This is a genomic window from Streptomyces sediminimaris (assembly GCF_047049295.1).
Classification (GTDB): domain Bacteria; phylum Actinomycetota; class Actinomycetes; order Streptomycetales; family Streptomycetaceae; genus Streptomyces; species Streptomyces sediminimaris.
Map to the genome: position 1 here is coordinate 5474007 of NZ_JBJWOT010000001.1, position 14939 is coordinate 5488945.

Here is a 14939-nt window from a genome sequence, read left to right on the forward strand (position 1 = left end):
CAGCCGGGACCGAAAACCGTCGGGACCATGCTGTGATCGTGAACACCGTGTTGTGCGGCGCCGTAGTGCTGGATACTGCGGGCAGCCGCCCCCGGTGACCGATGCCGGACGCGGTGAGCTGGAGGGGACGGTTCGCGTGAGCGAGATACCAGCGAAGGCCACGGAATCCGAGGACCCGTCGGACGGCGCCAGGGCGGAGGCCGCGGGCGACGCCGCGGCCGGCGCGCCGGGCGGGACGACGGGCGGGGCGGACCTGCCCGCCCGCGAGGAGTTCCCGGCACCCCGCTCGCACGGCAGGGACACCGGCCTCGGCGACGACGTGCCCGCCGGTGACGCCATCTGGCAGAGCAGCCCGCCCGGTTCCATGTACGACTACATCAAGGTCGCGTCCTTCTCCATCGGCCCCGACGGGCTCGTCGACCAGTGGAGCCTGCGCGCCGAGCAGCTCTTCGGGATCGCGGCCGAGCGCGCGGTCGGCATGGACCCCATCGAGGCGTTCGTCGACCCCGGCCTCCACGAACGGGGCCAGCGCAAGATGGCCGAGATCCTCGACGGCCGGGAGTGGACCGGCGTCGTGCCGTTCCGTACGCCCGGGACGGCCGAGGACGGAGGCGGTCGCGAAGCCCTGGCCGAGGTCTACGTCATGCCGACGCGGACCGAGGACGGTGAGAAGGCCGCCGTCTGCATCGTGGTCGACGTCCGCACGCTGCGCCGCATCGAGACCGACCTCGCCGCCTCGCAGTCGATTTTCGGTCAATCACCGTTCGGATTCCTGCTGATCGACCCCGATCTGCGGATCCGCCGCGCCAACCAGCAGTTCGCCAGCACCTTCGGCGGCACACCCGACGACCACCGCGGCCGCGGTGTCCACGACTATCTGCGCAGCCCGGAGGCCGAGCGGGTCTCGGCGACCCTGCGCCGGGTCCTGGAGACCGGCGACTCGATCACGGACATGCACGTCACGGGCTTCGTACCGGGCTCGGACGACCGCCGTCACTGGTCCGTCAACCTCTACCGCGTGCACAGCGGTTCCGGCCGTCCCATCGGTGTCGCGTGGCTCGGAACCGACATCACCTCCCGTCGCGCGGCCGCCCGCGAGGCGGCCGCCGCGCGGCGCAATCTCGCCCTTCTGAACGAGGCCGGCGCCCGCATCGGCAACTCCCTCGACCTGGAGAAGACGGCCCGCGAACTCCTCGACGTCGTCGTCCCCGGCTTCTGCGACCTCGCCACGGTCGACCTCTACCAGGGCCTGCTCGCGGGCGACGAGACCCCGCCCGGGCTCGCCGACGGCAGCGCGGAACTGCGCCGGGTCGCCTTCGCCAGCGCGGTCTCCGACGCGCCGTTCGTTGGCGGGGGCGCGCCCGTCGCCGTGGGCGCCGTCCACCACTACCCCTTCAACTCCCCCTGCGCGGACGCCCTGCGCACCGCGCGGCCCCAGGCCGTGCCCGCCGAGGAGGGCGGCCTCGTCCAGTCCACGCTGGCCGTGCCGATGGTCGCCCACGACACCGTCGTGGGGCTCGCCCAGTTCGCCCGGACCAAGGGCAGCGAGCCGTTCGGGGACCGGGACCGGGACCTGGCCGTGGAACTCGCGGCGCGCGCGGCGGTCTGCATCGACAACGCGCGCCTGTACCGGCGCGAGCACGAACGCGCGCTGATCCTGCAGCGCTCACTGCTCCCGCCGGGCGATCCGGTGGCCTCCGGCCTGGACATCGCCTGCCGGTATCTGCCGGGCGCCTCCTCCGCGGACCGCCCCAGCGAGGTCGGCGGCGACTGGTTCGACGTGATCGAACTGCCCGGACACCGTACGGCACTGGTGGTCGGGGACGTCATGGGCCGCGGGCTGCGGGCCGCGGTGGCGATGGGCGAACTCCGCTCCGCGGTGCGCACGCTCGCCCTCCTCGACCTCGAACCGGCCGAGGTGCTGAGCGCGCTGGACGAGATCGCCCGCGGGCTCGGCGCCCCCGGGGGCGTCCAGCAGGCGACCCGGGCCGCCCGCCGCCCCCGGGAGGCGGACCTGTCCGAGGTGTACCTCGCGACCTGTGTCTACGCCGTGTACGACTCCGTCACCCGCCGCTGCACCTTCGCCAACGCGGGCCATCTGCCGCCCGTACTGGTCGAACCCGGTGAGGACGCGCTGATGCTGGACGTGCCGCCGGGGATGCCGCTCGGCGTCGGCGGTGAGCCCTTCGAGGAGGTGGAGGTCGAACTGCCCGAAGGCGCCCTGCTCGCGCTCTACACGGATGGACTGGTCGAAAGCCGCGATCACCCCCTGGACGAGGGCCTGCAGGCCTTCGTAGGAGCGCTCACGGACCCGACCCGGCCCCTCGAGGACGTCTGCGACCACGTCCTCAACACCCTCGACACCCACCACGGCGAGGACGACATCGCGCTGCTGATGGCCCGCGTCCAGGGGCTGCCCACCGACTCGGTGGGCGACTGGACGCTGCCGCGCGAGCCGCGCAGCGTGGGCCGGGCCCGCGAGTACGCCCGCGGCCAGCTGCTGTCGTGGGACCTCGAACCCCTGGTCGACACCACGGAGTTGCTGGTCAGCGAACTGGTCACCAACGCCCTGCGCTACGGAGAGGGCGAGATAAGACTCCGGCTCCTCCTCGACCGCACCCTGGTCTGCGAGGTCTGGGACTCCGGCCTCGTCCAGCCACGCCGCCGCCGCGCCCGCGACACCGACGAGGGCGGCCGCGGCCTCCAGCTCGTCGGCCTCCTCAGCGCGGCCTGGGGCTCCCGCCGTACGCCGCGCGGCAAGACGGTGTGGTTCGAACTGCCGCTGCCGGACGGGGAGACGGGGCTGACCGATCCGGCGGAGGCCCTGCTGAGTCTGTTCTGACGGCTCTGACGGCTCTGACGGCTCTGACGGCTCTGACGGACCGCCCGGAACCGACGCGACGGGCACGCACTCCGGTCCGGGCACGGCGGCCGCCGCGCGGGCGGCAGCCGGCCCACCGCGGCACGTGCGGCCGAGTTCAGCCGGACGGCTCCCTCCGGCGGGCGCGGGTGCCCGGCCCGCCGAAGCTCGCGGGCGGGCCGCCGTCGGGACCGCCGCCGACGGTGCCACCCGGCGTCGTACGCGTCCGGGCCCGCCGCGTGCGGCGCACGTACCCGTATCCCGCGAACACGCCCGCCACGGCCACCGCCACCAGTGGCAGCACCAGGTCGGCGGCCGACGTCTCGTCCTGCCGCGCCGCGGGGGAGCTCGGTGCGGACGCGGCCGCGCGGGTGGCCGGAACCGGCACGTCGTCGTTGATCGTCATCCACGGCAGCACCAGCCACACCGCCCCGGCGAGCCCACCCACCAGAGCGTGCGCGACCCGCACGGATATGTGGGACACGGCCCGCCGCGGCCGGCCCCGGAACAAGGATGACGTCACATTCCGGAGCGTATGAGCAGGAATGCGGGCGCGCGACCGGGATACGCCCCCGGTGGGGCAGGGGCCGCACGGGGGGACGGACGAGCGCGGAAGCGGACGGCGGAGGGCCGGCGGAAATGAAGCGGACGACGGACACGACGGACACGGCGAGAACGGCGGGGCAGCGCTCGGCCGTGGAGGGGGACACGTCGGGGACGGCGGAGGCGGCGGGGCGCTCGGCCGCGGAGGGGGACAGAGCCGGGACGGCAGAGGCGCCTGGACGGCCCGTCGCCGAAGCGGAGACAGCCGGGACGGCGGACGCGGCGGGGACGGACGGCGGACCCCCCGGCCCCGAGGGCGTGCGCGGGGCGGGGCGGCGCCGCCGGCTGAGGCGTGCCGTGCTCGCCGTGGTCCTCGTGCTGCTCCTCCCCGTCCTCGCCGCGGAGACGGCACTGCGCCTGAACTACAACGGCGACCCGGCGGCCGGCACGTACACCAGGAACCGCGACGCGATCTGGCTCGGTCACGCCTGGGTCGACGGGCGCAGGACCGACGCGGACGTCACGGCCCTCGCACACCGTCTGAAGGACACCGGCATCCGCGACCTGTACGTGCACACCGGCCCGCTGGAACACGACGGCACCTTGCCGACGTCGGACTATTCCAGGGCCCGTTGGTTCGTCGGCGCGGTCCACCGCGCGGCCCCGGGCGTCCGGGTCCAGGCCTGGCTGGGGGACGTACTCGCGAGCGAGAGCCCCGACGGCATGCGTCTGGAGCGGGCCGCGACGCGGGCCGCCGTGGTCACCTCCGCCCGCCAGGTCCTCGCCGCCGGTTTCGACGGCGTCCACTTCGACCTCGAACCGCTGCACTCCGGTGACCGGCACTACCTGGCACTTCTCGACGCCCTGCACGAGGTCACCGCGGCCGCCGGGGTCCGGCTGTCCGTCGCGGCCCACCAGATCGATCCGCTCCCCGCCTTCCACTCGATCTGGGGCACGCTCACCGGCCACCCCAAGTGGTGGTCGCAGGCGTACTTCGGCCAGGTGGCGCGCCGCGTCGACCAGATCGCCGTGATGTCGTACGACACCATGCAGCCGCTGCGGAGCCTGTACGGCGGCTACGTCGCCCAGCAGACCTCGCTCGCCCTGGAGGTCACCCCGGAGTCGACCGACCTCCTCATGGGCCTGCCCTTCTTCCACGAGAACCGCTTCGGCCACTGGGCGCACGCCGAGACGGTCCCCGCCGCCGTCCGGGGTGTCCGCCTCGGCCTGTCCCGCACGGACGCCCACCGCGCGCACTTCGGCGTCGCCCTGTACGTCGACTTCGCGGCCACGGAAGGGGACTGGAGGGCGTACCGGGAGGGCTGGGTGCGCTGAGGACGCGTCCGGACCGCGTCAGGTCTGCCGCCTCCTGATCTTCGAGCCCAGCCACACCAGCGGGTCGTACTTGCGGTCGACCGCCCGTTCCTTCAGGGGGATCAGGGCATTGTCCGTGATCTTGATGCCCTCGGGGCAGACTTCCGTGCAGCACTTGGTGATGTTGCAGTAGCCGAGGCCGTGCTCGTCCTGGGCGGCCTTCTTGCGGTCGAGACCGGTGTCGGAGGCCGCGTCCAGCGGGTGCATGTCGAGCTCGGCGACGCGCATGAGGAAGCGCGGGCCTGCGTAGGCCGGCTTGTTCTCCTCGTGGTCGCGCACGACGTGGCAGACGTCCTGGCACAGGAAGCACTCGATGCACTTGCGGAACTCCTGCGGGCGGTCCACGTCCTCCTGCATCATCCGGTACTCGCCGGGTGCGAGTCCGTCCGGCGGCACGAAGGCCGGGACCTCGCGCGCCTTGGCGTAGTTGAAGCCGACGTCGGTGACGAGGTCGCGGATCACCGGGAAGGCGCGCAGCGGGGTGACCGTGACGGTCTCCTCCCGCGTGAACACCGACATGCGCGTCATGCACATCAGCCGCGGCCGTCCGTTGATCTCCGCCGAGCACGAACCGCACTTGCCGGCCTTGCAGTTCCAGCGCACGGCGAGGTCGGGGGCCTGGGTGGCCTGCAGGCGGTGGATGATGTCCAGCACCACCTCGCCGTCGTTGACTTCGACCTTGAAGTCCTCCAGGCCGCCGCCCTGCGGATCGCCCCGCCACACCTTGAAGCGGGCCTCGTAGCTGCTCACTCGTACAGCTCCTCTTCGGCGAGGTACTTGACCAGCTCCTCCTTGTCGAAGAGAGCGAGCAGGTCGGCGCGGACGGGTTCGGTGGTCTCCCGGGTCAGGGTGATCTGGCCGCGGACGGGGTCCGTGGCGGCCAGCCCGCCCGTGGGGTCGGTCAGCCGGCACAGCAGGTTGATGTTGCGCCACTTGCGTTCCATCGTCGGGTGGTCCTCGCGGGTGTGGCCGCCGCGCGACTCGGTGCGCTCCAGCGCGGCCCGCGCCACGCACTCGCTGACCAGCAGCATGTTCCGCAGGTCCAGTGCGAGGTGCCAGCCCGGGTTGAACTGGCGGTGGCCCTCGACACCGGCCCGGCGGGCCCGTACCCGCAGATCCGCCAGCTTCTCGAGCGCCTGCTCCATCTCGCCCTCGCGGCGGATGATGCCCACGAGGTCGTTCATGGTCTGCTGCAGCTCCTGGTGGAGGGTGTAGGGGTTCTCCGGGGGGCGCCCGTCGTCCTCACCGGGCGCCGGACCCTCCGCGGAGAAGGGCCGCAGGGCCTCCGCGGCGGCCGTGTCGAGCTGGACGTCGTCCACCGGCGGGCGCCCGCCCGTGAGTGACGTCGCGTACTCCGCCGCGTGCCAGCCCGCCCGGCGCCCGAACACCAGCAGGTCGGAGAGGGAGTTGCCGCCCAGCCGGTTCGAGCCGTGCATGCCGCCCGCGGCCTCGCCCGCCGCGAACAGCCCCGGCACCCCGCGCGCCGCCGCCGAGTCGGACTCGACCGCGATGCCGCCCATCACGTAGTGGCAGGTCGGCCCGACCTCCATGGACTCGGCCGTGATGTCGACGTCCGCCAGCTCCTTGAACTGGTGGTACATCGAGGGCAGCCGGCGCCTGATGATCTCGGCGGGCATCCGTGTCGACACGTCGAGGAACACCCCGCCGTGCGGCGAGCCGCGGCCCGCCTTCACCTCGGAGTTGATCGCCCGGGCGACCTCGTCGCGGGGGAGCAGCTCGGGAGGGCGCCGGTTGTTGTCCGGGTCCTCGTACCAGCGGTCCGCCTCCTCCTCCGACTCCGCGTACTTCTCCTTGAAGACGTCGGGGACGTAGTCGAACATGAACCGCTTGTCCTCGGAGTTGCGCAGCACCCCTCCGTCGCCGCGCACCGACTCCGTGACGAGGATGCCCTTCACCGACGGCGGCCAGACCATGCCCGTCGGGTGGAACTGAACGAACTCCATGTTCAGCAGCGGCGCCCCGGCGAGCAGCGCGAGCGCGTGCCCGTCGCCGGTGTACTCCCAGGAGTTCGACGTCACCTTGAAGGACTTGCCGATGCCGCCGGTCGCGATGACGACGGCCGGAGCCTCCAGCACCATGAAACGGCCGCTCTCGCGCTCGTAGGCGAAGACGCCGGAGACCCGCGAGCCGTCCTTGAGGATCCGGGTGACCGTGCACTCCTGGAAGACCTTCAGGCGGGACTCGTAGTCACCGGTCTCCTTCCTGTCCTGCTGCTGGAGCGAGACGATCTTCTGCTGGAGGGTGCGGATCAGCTCCAGGCCGGTGCGGTCGCCGACGTGCGCCAGGCGCGGGTACTCGTGGCCGCCGAAGTTGCGCTGGGAGATCCGGCCGTCCTTCGTACGGTCGAAGAGCGCGCCCCAGGTCTCCAGTTCCCACACCCGCTGCGGGGCCTCCTGGGCGTGCAGCTCGGCCATCCGCCACTGGTTGAGGAACTTGCCGCCGCGCATGGTGTCGCGGAAGTGGACCTGCCAGTTGTCGTGCTCGTTGGCGTTGGCCATGGCCGCCGCGATGCCGCCCTCGGCCATCACCGTGTGCGCCTTGCCGAACAGGGATTTGCAGATGACTGCCGTACGTGCTCCTCGCTCCCGCGCCTCGATGGCGGCACGCAGTCCGGCGCCCCCGGCGCCGACCACGACCACGTCCCACTCCTGGCGGTCGACCACGGACATCACAAGGCCCCACTCACTAGAAGAATCGCGGATCGTCGAAAGCGCCTGAGGCGAGCAGGTAGACGTAGAGGTCGGCGAGCGCGACGCTCACCAACGACGCCCAGGCGAGCAGCATGTGACGGGCATTCAGTTTTCCGACGAACTGCCAGGCCCGGTAGCGCACGGGGTGTTTGGAGAAGTGTTTGAGCTTGCCGCCGACGATGTGCCGGCAGGAGTGGCAGGAGATCGTGTACGTCCAGATCAGCACGATGTTGATCAGGAAGATGACCGTCCCGAGGCCCATGTGGCCCCAGTTCTCGTCCGTGTCGCGGAAGGACAGCACCGTGTCGTACGTCAGCACGCCGGCGACCAGGAGCGCCGCGTAGAAGAAGTACCGGTGGATGTTCTGCAGGATCAGCGGGAAGCGCGTCTCGCCGGTGTACTTCTTGTGCGGCTCGGCCACCGCGCAGGCCGGCGGGGACGCCCAGAAGCCCCGGTAGTAGGCCTTGCGGTAGTAGTAGCAGGTCAGGCGGAAGCCCAGCGGGAAGATCAGGATGATGATCGCCGGGGAGATCGCCCACCAGCTGCCGAAGAGGTCGGCGTTGGGGCCCGAGGGCATGTTCCGGCAGTTCTCCGCCAGACACGGCGAGTAGAACGGGGAGACGTACGGCGCCGAGTAGTAGTCCGCGTTCGCGAAGGCCCGCCATGTCGAGTACACGATGAAGGCCAGCAGACCCGCCGCGGTGGCGGCGGGGGCCAGCCACCAGCGGTCGGTGCGCAGATGCGGGGCGTCGATCGCGGCGCGCGTACCGGTCCGTACGCCGCCGCTGTTCAGATGTGGTTCCGTACCAGTGGCCAACTCATGACTCCGGTCGGGTTCAGGGGGCGTGGCGGTCGCGGGCGCCGAGTCCTTCGTCGTCCGTGTCGATCCACAGCGAGGGGTCGTACGGCGTGTCGGGGATGGTGACGAGTTCCGGCTTGTGCGGCGCGGCCGGGCCCGACGCCGCCTCCCGCAGGAGCGCCACGCTCTCCCGCAGGTGGTCCGCGTCGGTGCGGATGCGGCGCATGTCCAGGCCGCCACTGCCCAGTTGCTTCTCCAGGCGGCCCACGGACCGGGAAAGCTCGTCCAGGCAGCGTTGGATTGTCGTCAGGTCGTCTTGCACGGACATGACGTGACCTCACTTCCACGGGCCGTCCGGCCCCAGGTGGCAACGTTCATGCGCCTGCGAGTGTTGCGCGCCACACCTGCCGGTGGGAAGGGATGTGCAGCGATTGGCGGATTGCACGCCTCCACGTGTACGCCCGCATGCGCTCTGTATGCGCCCCCGGCGCACGTTGCTCCGCACGAGTGAGCTTGCCCGCGCCCGCCGCCGTGTCGCCGTCGAGAGGCGAACCCTTTCCTCTTCAGTGGGGCCGTAGATCTGATCAGCTCCAAAATACCCCCAAATGCGATCAGACCCCCACTTGTGTCACCGGCCGGAGCGGCTGCTCGGAGGTAGGAAGAGATGTCCCACGACGGCGTCGGACCCAGGTCTGTCCGCCCCCGCGCCGCACTGCGTTCGGCCGCCTTCCTGGCCGTCGGCGCGCTCGCGGTGCCGGCGCTCACCGGGTGCAGCTCCGAGGACCCGGCGGGCAAGCCGCTCGCGGGGCCGGACGTCGCCCCCGCCGCCCGCGACCTGGTCGCCGACGGCGGCACGCTGCGCTGGGCCGTGGACGACGTGCCGGAGACGCTCAACACGTTCCAGTCCGACGCCGACGCCGCCACCGGCAGGATCGCGCAGGCCGTCCTGCCCGCGATGTACCGGCTGGACCGCGAGGGGCGGCCGGTGCGCGACGCCGACTACCTGGAGTCCGCCAAGGTCGTCAGGACCGAACCCAAGCAGGTCGTGGTCTACAAGCTCAACCAGCAGGCCGTGTGGAGCGACGGCCGCGAGATCGGCGCCGCCGACTTCGCCGCCCAGTGGCGGGCCCTGTCCGGCAAGGACAGCGCGTACTGGACGGCCCGCAACGCCGGCTACGACCGCATCGAGAAGATCGAGCGCGGTGCCGACGACCTCCAGGTCAAGGTCACCTTCGCCAAGCCGTACGCCGACTGGCGCTCGCTGTTCACGCCGCTGTACCCCAAGGAGGTCATGGGGACGCCGGACGCCTTCAACGACGGCGCGCGCCGGAAGCTCAAGGTCACCGCCGGGCCCTTCTCGCTGAAGCGGGTCGACACCAAGAACGACCAGGTCACCCTGGTCCGCAACCCGCGCTGGTGGGGCCGGCCCGCCAAGCTCGACGAGATCGACCTGAAGGCCGTACCGCTCGGCAAGCGGGCCGAGGCGCTGGCCGACGGCAAGCTCGACCTGGCCGAGATCGACCCCTCCGACGCCGACCGCTTCGCCCTGGCGGACCGGCCGGGCGGCACCGGCACCCCGCTCATGGGGCCCGGCCCCCGGCGCGCCGCCGCGAAGGCCCTGAACGGCTTCGTGGTCCGCAGGTCGCTGGAGCCCGCCTACACCCAGCTCGCCCTCAACGGCTCCGAGGGCCCCCTCGCGGACGAGCGCGTCCGCCGGGCCGTGGTCCGCTCCCTGGACCGCGCGGCGATCGCCGGGACCGTCCTCAAGCCGCTCGGACTGCCCGCGGTGCCCGTCGGCAGCCACCTCGCCCTGTCCGGGCAGGCCGCCTACGCCGACGGCAGCGGCGCGCTCGGCGAGGAGGACACCGCGAAGGCGCAGGCGCTGCTCGCGGACGCGGGATGGGTGCGCGGCGGCCCGGTCACGGAGAAGGAGAAGAAGGGGGAGGGGGAGGCCGAGAAGGCCGCCGGCGCCGAGGGGAAGAAGTCCGGGGGGAAGAAGTCCGAGGGGAAGAAGTCCGAGGACGGAAACGACTCCACGTCCACGTCCGATTCCGGTTCCGGGAGCGACGACGACGGCACGTACATCGTCGGCGAGGACGACAAGAACGGCGACAGCCGCGAGAGCGACGGGAAGGACCCCCGGGACCACGCGCGGAAGCAGGAGAACGGCAAGGGCGGCGAGGTGCCCGGCAAGCACCTCACCGACGGCGGGCGGTACGCCGGGCGGCAGGGCGGGGCCCCCGGCGCCTACGCCCCCAAGGGCACCGCCGCCCCGGCGGGCGTCGCGGCCCGTCCGCTGGCCAAGAACGGCAAGCAGCTCACCCTGCGCTTCGTGCTCCCCTCCGGGACCGGCTCCCAGGTGCTGCGCACCGTGGCCGACCGGATCAGCCGCATGCTGCAGCGGGTCGGCATCACCACGCGAATCACCAAGGTCTCCGACGCAAGCTACTTCAAGGACCACATCGCCTCCGGGCAGTTCGACCTGGCGCTGTACTCCTGGCCGGCCTCCGCCTTCCCCGCCACCGACGCCCGGCCCGTCTACGCCAAGCCGGTCCCGGCCGCCGACGGGTCCCTGGACGTCCAGCAGAACTACACCCGGGTCGGCACCGACCGGATCGACCAGCTCTTCGAGCAGGCGGTGGCCACCCTGGACGGAGGCAAGCGCCGCTCCCTGCTCCGCAAGGCCGACGCCCACATCTGGGCCGCCGCCGGCTCCGTCCCGCTCTACCAGCGCCCGCAGCTGACGGCCGCGAGGAAGAACCTGGTGAACGCCGGTTCGTTCGGCTTCCAGACGCCGGTCTACGAGGACATGGGCTTCCTGAAGAAGGGGGCGAAGCCCGCGCCCGGCCCGTCCGGCAGGTGAGCCCCGCGGCCCTGCGAAAGCCACCCCGGCCGGGGCCACGTACCATGGGGTAAGGCCGTGGCGTGTCCAGCCCGGCAGGGCCCGCGTCACACGGACGTACGCGAACGGCCTTCCGCACACTCCAGGAGTACGCCTTCATATGGCCACGCGCCACGACATCCGCAACGTCGCCATCGTCGCCCACGTCGACCACGGCAAGACGACCATCGTCGACGGCATGCTGAAGCAGGCCGGAGCCTTCGCCGCCCACCAGCTCGACTCGGTCGACGACCGCATGATGGACTCGAACGACCTGGAGCGTGAGAAGGGCATCACGATCCTCGCCAAGAACACGGCGGTGAAGTACCACCCCAAGGACGGCGGGGACCCCATCACCATCAACATCATCGACACCCCCGGCCACGCCGACTTCGGCGGCGAGGTCGAGCGCGGTCTGTCGATGGTCGACGGCGTCGTCCTGCTCGTCGACGCCTCCGAGGGCCCGCTGCCGCAGACCCGCTTCGTGCTGCGCAAGGCCCTCCAGCAGCGGCTGCCCGTCATCCTGTGCATCAACAAGACGGACCGCCCCGACTCCCGGATCGACGAGGTCGTCAACGAGACCTACGACCTCTTCCTCGACCTCGACGCGGACGAGGAGCAGATCGAGTTCCCGATCGTCTATGCCTGCGGCCGTGACGGCATCGCCTCGCTGACCAAGCCGGACAACGGCACGGTCCCGGCCGACTCCACCAGCCTGGAGCCGTTCTTCTCCACGATCCTGGAGCACATCCCGGCCCCGACCTACGACGAGGGCGCGCCGCTCCAGGCCCACGTCACCAACCTCGACGCGGACAACTTCCTCGGCCGTATCGCGCTGCTCCGGGTCGAGCAGGGCGAGCTGCGCAAGGGCCAGACGGTCGCCTGGATCAAGCGCGACGGCAGCGTCGCCAACGTCCGCATCTCCGAGCTGATGATGACCGAGGCGCTCACCCGCAAGCCCGCCGAGAAGGCCGGCCCGGGCGACATCTGCGCCGTCGCCGGTATCCCGGACATCATGATCGGCGAGACCCTGGCCGACACCGAGAACCCGATCCCGCTGCCGCTGATCACGGTCGACGAGCCCGCCATCTCCATGGTCATCGGCACCAACACCTCGCCGATGGTCGGCCGCGGCGGCTCCGGCAAGGGCGCCGACGCCAAGACGGCCGTCAAGGACCGCAAGGTCACCGCCCGCCAGGTCAAGGACCGCCTCGACCGCGAGCTCGTCGGCAACGTCTCGCTGCGGGTGCTCGACACCGAGCGCCCCGACGCCTGGGAGGTCCAGGGCCGCGGTGAGCTGGCGCTGGCCATCCTGGTCGAGACCATGCGCCGGGAGGGCTACGAGCTCACCGTCGGCAAGCCCCAGGTCGTCACCAAGGACGTCGACGGCAAGGTCTACGAGCCGGTCGAGCGCATGACGATCGACGTGCCCGAGGAGCACATGGGTGCCGTCACCCAGCTCATGGGCGTCCGCAAGGGCCGCATGGACAACATGTCCAACCACGGCTCGGGCTGGGTCCGCATGGAGTTCGTGGTGCCCTCGCGCGGTCTCATCGGCTTCAGGACCGAGTTCCTGACGCAGACCCGGGGCACCGGCATCGGCCACTCCATCCACGAGGGTCACGAGCCCTGGTTCGGCACGCTGACGACCCGCAACAACGGCTCGCTGGTCGCCGACCGGGCCGGTGCGGTCACGGCGTTCGCGATGACGAACCTCCAGGAGCGCGGCGTGCTGTTCGTGGAGCCGGGCACCGAGGTGTACGAGGGCATGATCGTTGGTGAGAACTCCCGCTCCGACGACATGGACGTCAACATCACCAAGGAGAAGAAGCTCACCAACATGCGGTCCTCGACGGCCGACGTGACCGAGTCGATCGTGCCGCCGCGCAAGCTGTCGCTGGAGCAGTCCCTGGAGTTCTGCCGCGACGACGAGTGCGTCGAGGTGACCCCGGAGGCGGTCCGTATCCGCAAGGTGAACCTGGACGCCCGCGAGCGCGCCCGCGCGGCGAGCCGGGCCAAGCACGGCTGACATCAGGCGGGTTCGAGCCCGGTCGCCCCAAGTGTGGGGGCGGCCGGGCTTTTTGCAACCGGTTTTCCGGCTGCCGTCGTCCGGATTCCGGACCTATGCGCCCGATAGCCATGTAACACGTCCGTTTCGCGGCCTTCTCCTCCGAACACTTTGTCCATGTTTTGGAAGTTCTACGCGCCAGCTGTGACTGAATTGAGATTTACAGACGGTGGTCGGCCCCTGGCTCATGGCAGATAGTTAGCCGCGTAGCTCGGGTCAATGGGTCCAGCGCTGTGGGGACAGCGCCTGACTCACGAGCACCGTGGGGTGCCTGACCCTCCGTCAGGGGTGTCGGAGGGCAGAAACGTACCCCCGCCTGTCGGTGAACACGTGGAGTCATGAGGAGGAGCCCCATGCGCGGTGTCTCGAACACCAGGTGGGCCATACCGTCCGTTGCGGGTAACTGCCCTTGCGGATACGGCGGTTCACTCTGAGGGCCCGGCCGGCCGTGTAGTGCGGTTCCACGCCTACGCGCGTCCGGCTGCGGGTTTCCCGCCTCCCTCCGGGTGCCCCGACGCTTCTTCATGATCCGGTCCGCGGTCCGCGGTCCGCGCACACCCTGCGCGGATCGCCGGCTCGGCACACCCACACCTGTGAAATGGGCGAACTGTGACAAGTCCTATCGACGTTGAAGACGGCGGTACGTCGGTCGTCGTCGACGGCGCGCCGCAGCCTCCGGCGACGGAGGAGGCCGCGAAGCTGGAGGGGCGCTCTCCCGGCCAGCTGATGTGGATCCGCTTCAGGCGCGACCGCACCGGCGTGGTCTCGGCGTTCGTCGTGCTCTTCTTCTTCGTGATCGCGGTGGCCGCCCCGCTGATCGCCAAGCTGTACGGCAAGAGCCCGTACACCGTGTGGGCCGACGAGCGCCCGGAGCTGTTCGACAGCGCGGGTGTGCCGGTGCAGCCCAACGGGGGCATCAGCTCGGAGTTCTGGTTCGGCCTCGAACCGGGCAACGGCTACGACGTGTTCACGAAGCTGATCTACGGCATCCGCACCTCGCTGATGATCTCCGTGGCCGTGACCCTCGCGGTCGTCGTCACCGGCATCCTGCTGGGCGTGACGGCCGGTTATGTCGGCGGCCGGACGGACTACGCGATCGGCCGTGTCATCGACTTCCTGCTGGCCTTCCCCTCCCAGCTCTTCTTCATCGCGAGCATGCCGGTCGTGGTCTCGCTCTTCGTGAGCCCGCGGGACGAGACACCGACGTACGTGCGCGTGGTCGCGCTGATCGTGGTCCAGTGGGTGCTGGGCTGGATGAGCCTCGCGCGCATCCTGCGCGGCACCACACTCGCCCTGCGAGAACGGGAGTTCATCGAGGCGGCCAAGGTGAGCGGCGCCTCTCCCTGGCGGATCATCCGCAAGGAGATCCTGCCGAACGTGGTGACACCGCTGCTGGTGCAGTCGACGTATCTGCTGCCGAACTTCGTGACGATCGAGGCCGGCCTGTCGTTCCTCGGGGTCGGCATCGTCGAGCCGACGCCCGACTGGGGTCAGATGTTCTCCAAGGCGTCGACCGAGCTCGTGCTGCAGAACGACATCACCTACATGTTCTTCCCCGGCGTCTCGATGATCATCTTCGTCGTCGCGTTCAACCTGCTCGGGGACTCGGTCAGGGACGCCTTCGATCCCAAGTCGTCGCGCTGACCGCGTAGTTGGGGCGTATCGCCTGACACCGCACGGCAATTCCTGATGGCACTGGTGAC

Annotated in this window: 10 protein-coding genes; 5 read left to right on the plus strand and 5 right to left on the minus strand. The window is 70.9% G+C overall.

The features are described from left to right. Positions 1-136: 136 nt before the first annotated feature. Positions 137-2842, plus strand: a complete 2706-nt coding sequence (locus tag ACJ9NR_RS25565) for a SpoIIE family protein phosphatase (protein WP_412512737.1) — start codon at positions 137-139, stop codon at positions 2840-2842. 136 nt (positions 2843-2978) lie between these two features. Here ACJ9NR_RS25565 and ACJ9NR_RS25570 read toward each other — a convergent pair whose 3' ends face one another. Then, complete coding sequence (locus ACJ9NR_RS25570; protein WP_412493262.1) at positions 2979-3383, minus strand: hypothetical protein; 405 nt, start codon at positions 3381-3383, stop codon at positions 2979-2981. Positions 3384-3499: 116 nt separating this feature from the next. Between ACJ9NR_RS25570 and ACJ9NR_RS25575 the strand changes: the two genes are divergently transcribed. Continuing rightward, positions 3500-4738 (plus strand): glycoside hydrolase family 18 protein, encoded by a 1239-nt coding sequence (locus tag ACJ9NR_RS25575; protein ID WP_412493263.1) that lies wholly within the window; start codon positions 3500-3502, stop codon positions 4736-4738. A gap of 18 nt (positions 4739-4756) precedes the next feature. On the opposite strand, the gene ACJ9NR_RS25580 is transcribed toward ACJ9NR_RS25575, so the two are convergent. Genes ACJ9NR_RS25580 through ACJ9NR_RS25595 form a run of 4 tightly spaced genes read right to left on the minus strand, consistent with a single transcriptional unit; the run spans position 4757 to position 8615 of the window. Then, positions 4757-5527, minus strand: coding sequence for a succinate dehydrogenase/fumarate reductase iron-sulfur subunit (locus ACJ9NR_RS25580; protein ID WP_412493264.1), 771 nt, complete (start codon positions 5525-5527; stop codon positions 4757-4759). After that, a complete protein-coding gene (locus ACJ9NR_RS25585; RefSeq protein WP_412493265.1) occupies positions 5524-7467 on the minus strand; it encodes a fumarate reductase/succinate dehydrogenase flavoprotein subunit in 1944 nt (647 codons plus the stop codon). The genes ACJ9NR_RS25580 and ACJ9NR_RS25585 overlap by 4 nt, the downstream gene beginning before the upstream one ends. Positions 7468-7483: 16 nt before the next feature. Continuing rightward, the gene (gene sdhC, locus ACJ9NR_RS25590; RefSeq protein ID WP_412493266.1) at positions 7484-8305 is read right to left on the minus strand and encodes a succinate dehydrogenase subunit SdhC; all 822 of its coding nucleotides are present in this window, start codon (positions 8303-8305) and stop codon (positions 7484-7486) included. A gap of 19 nt (positions 8306-8324) precedes the next feature. Next, positions 8325-8615, minus strand: coding sequence for an Rv0250c family protein (locus tag ACJ9NR_RS25595; RefSeq protein WP_412493267.1), 291 nt, complete (start codon positions 8613-8615; stop codon positions 8325-8327). A 336-nt stretch (positions 8616-8951) separates the two neighbouring features. Between ACJ9NR_RS25595 and ACJ9NR_RS25600 the strand changes: the two genes are divergently transcribed. From ACJ9NR_RS25600 to ACJ9NR_RS25610, 3 genes are all read left to right on the plus strand, one after another. Further along, entirely contained in the window at positions 8952-11150 is a 2199-nt protein-coding gene (locus ACJ9NR_RS25600; RefSeq protein WP_412493268.1) for an ABC transporter family substrate-binding protein, read from the plus strand. Between the two features lie 139 nt (positions 11151-11289). Beyond that, a complete protein-coding gene (typA, locus tag ACJ9NR_RS25605) occupies positions 11290-13197 on the plus strand; it encodes a translational GTPase TypA (RefSeq protein ID WP_412493269.1) in 1908 nt (635 codons plus the stop codon). A gap of 648 nt (positions 13198-13845) precedes the next feature. Continuing rightward, positions 13846-14880 (plus strand): ABC transporter permease, encoded by a 1035-nt coding sequence (locus tag ACJ9NR_RS25610; RefSeq protein ID WP_412493270.1) that lies wholly within the window; start codon positions 13846-13848, stop codon positions 14878-14880. Positions 14881-14939 lie beyond the last annotated feature (59 nt).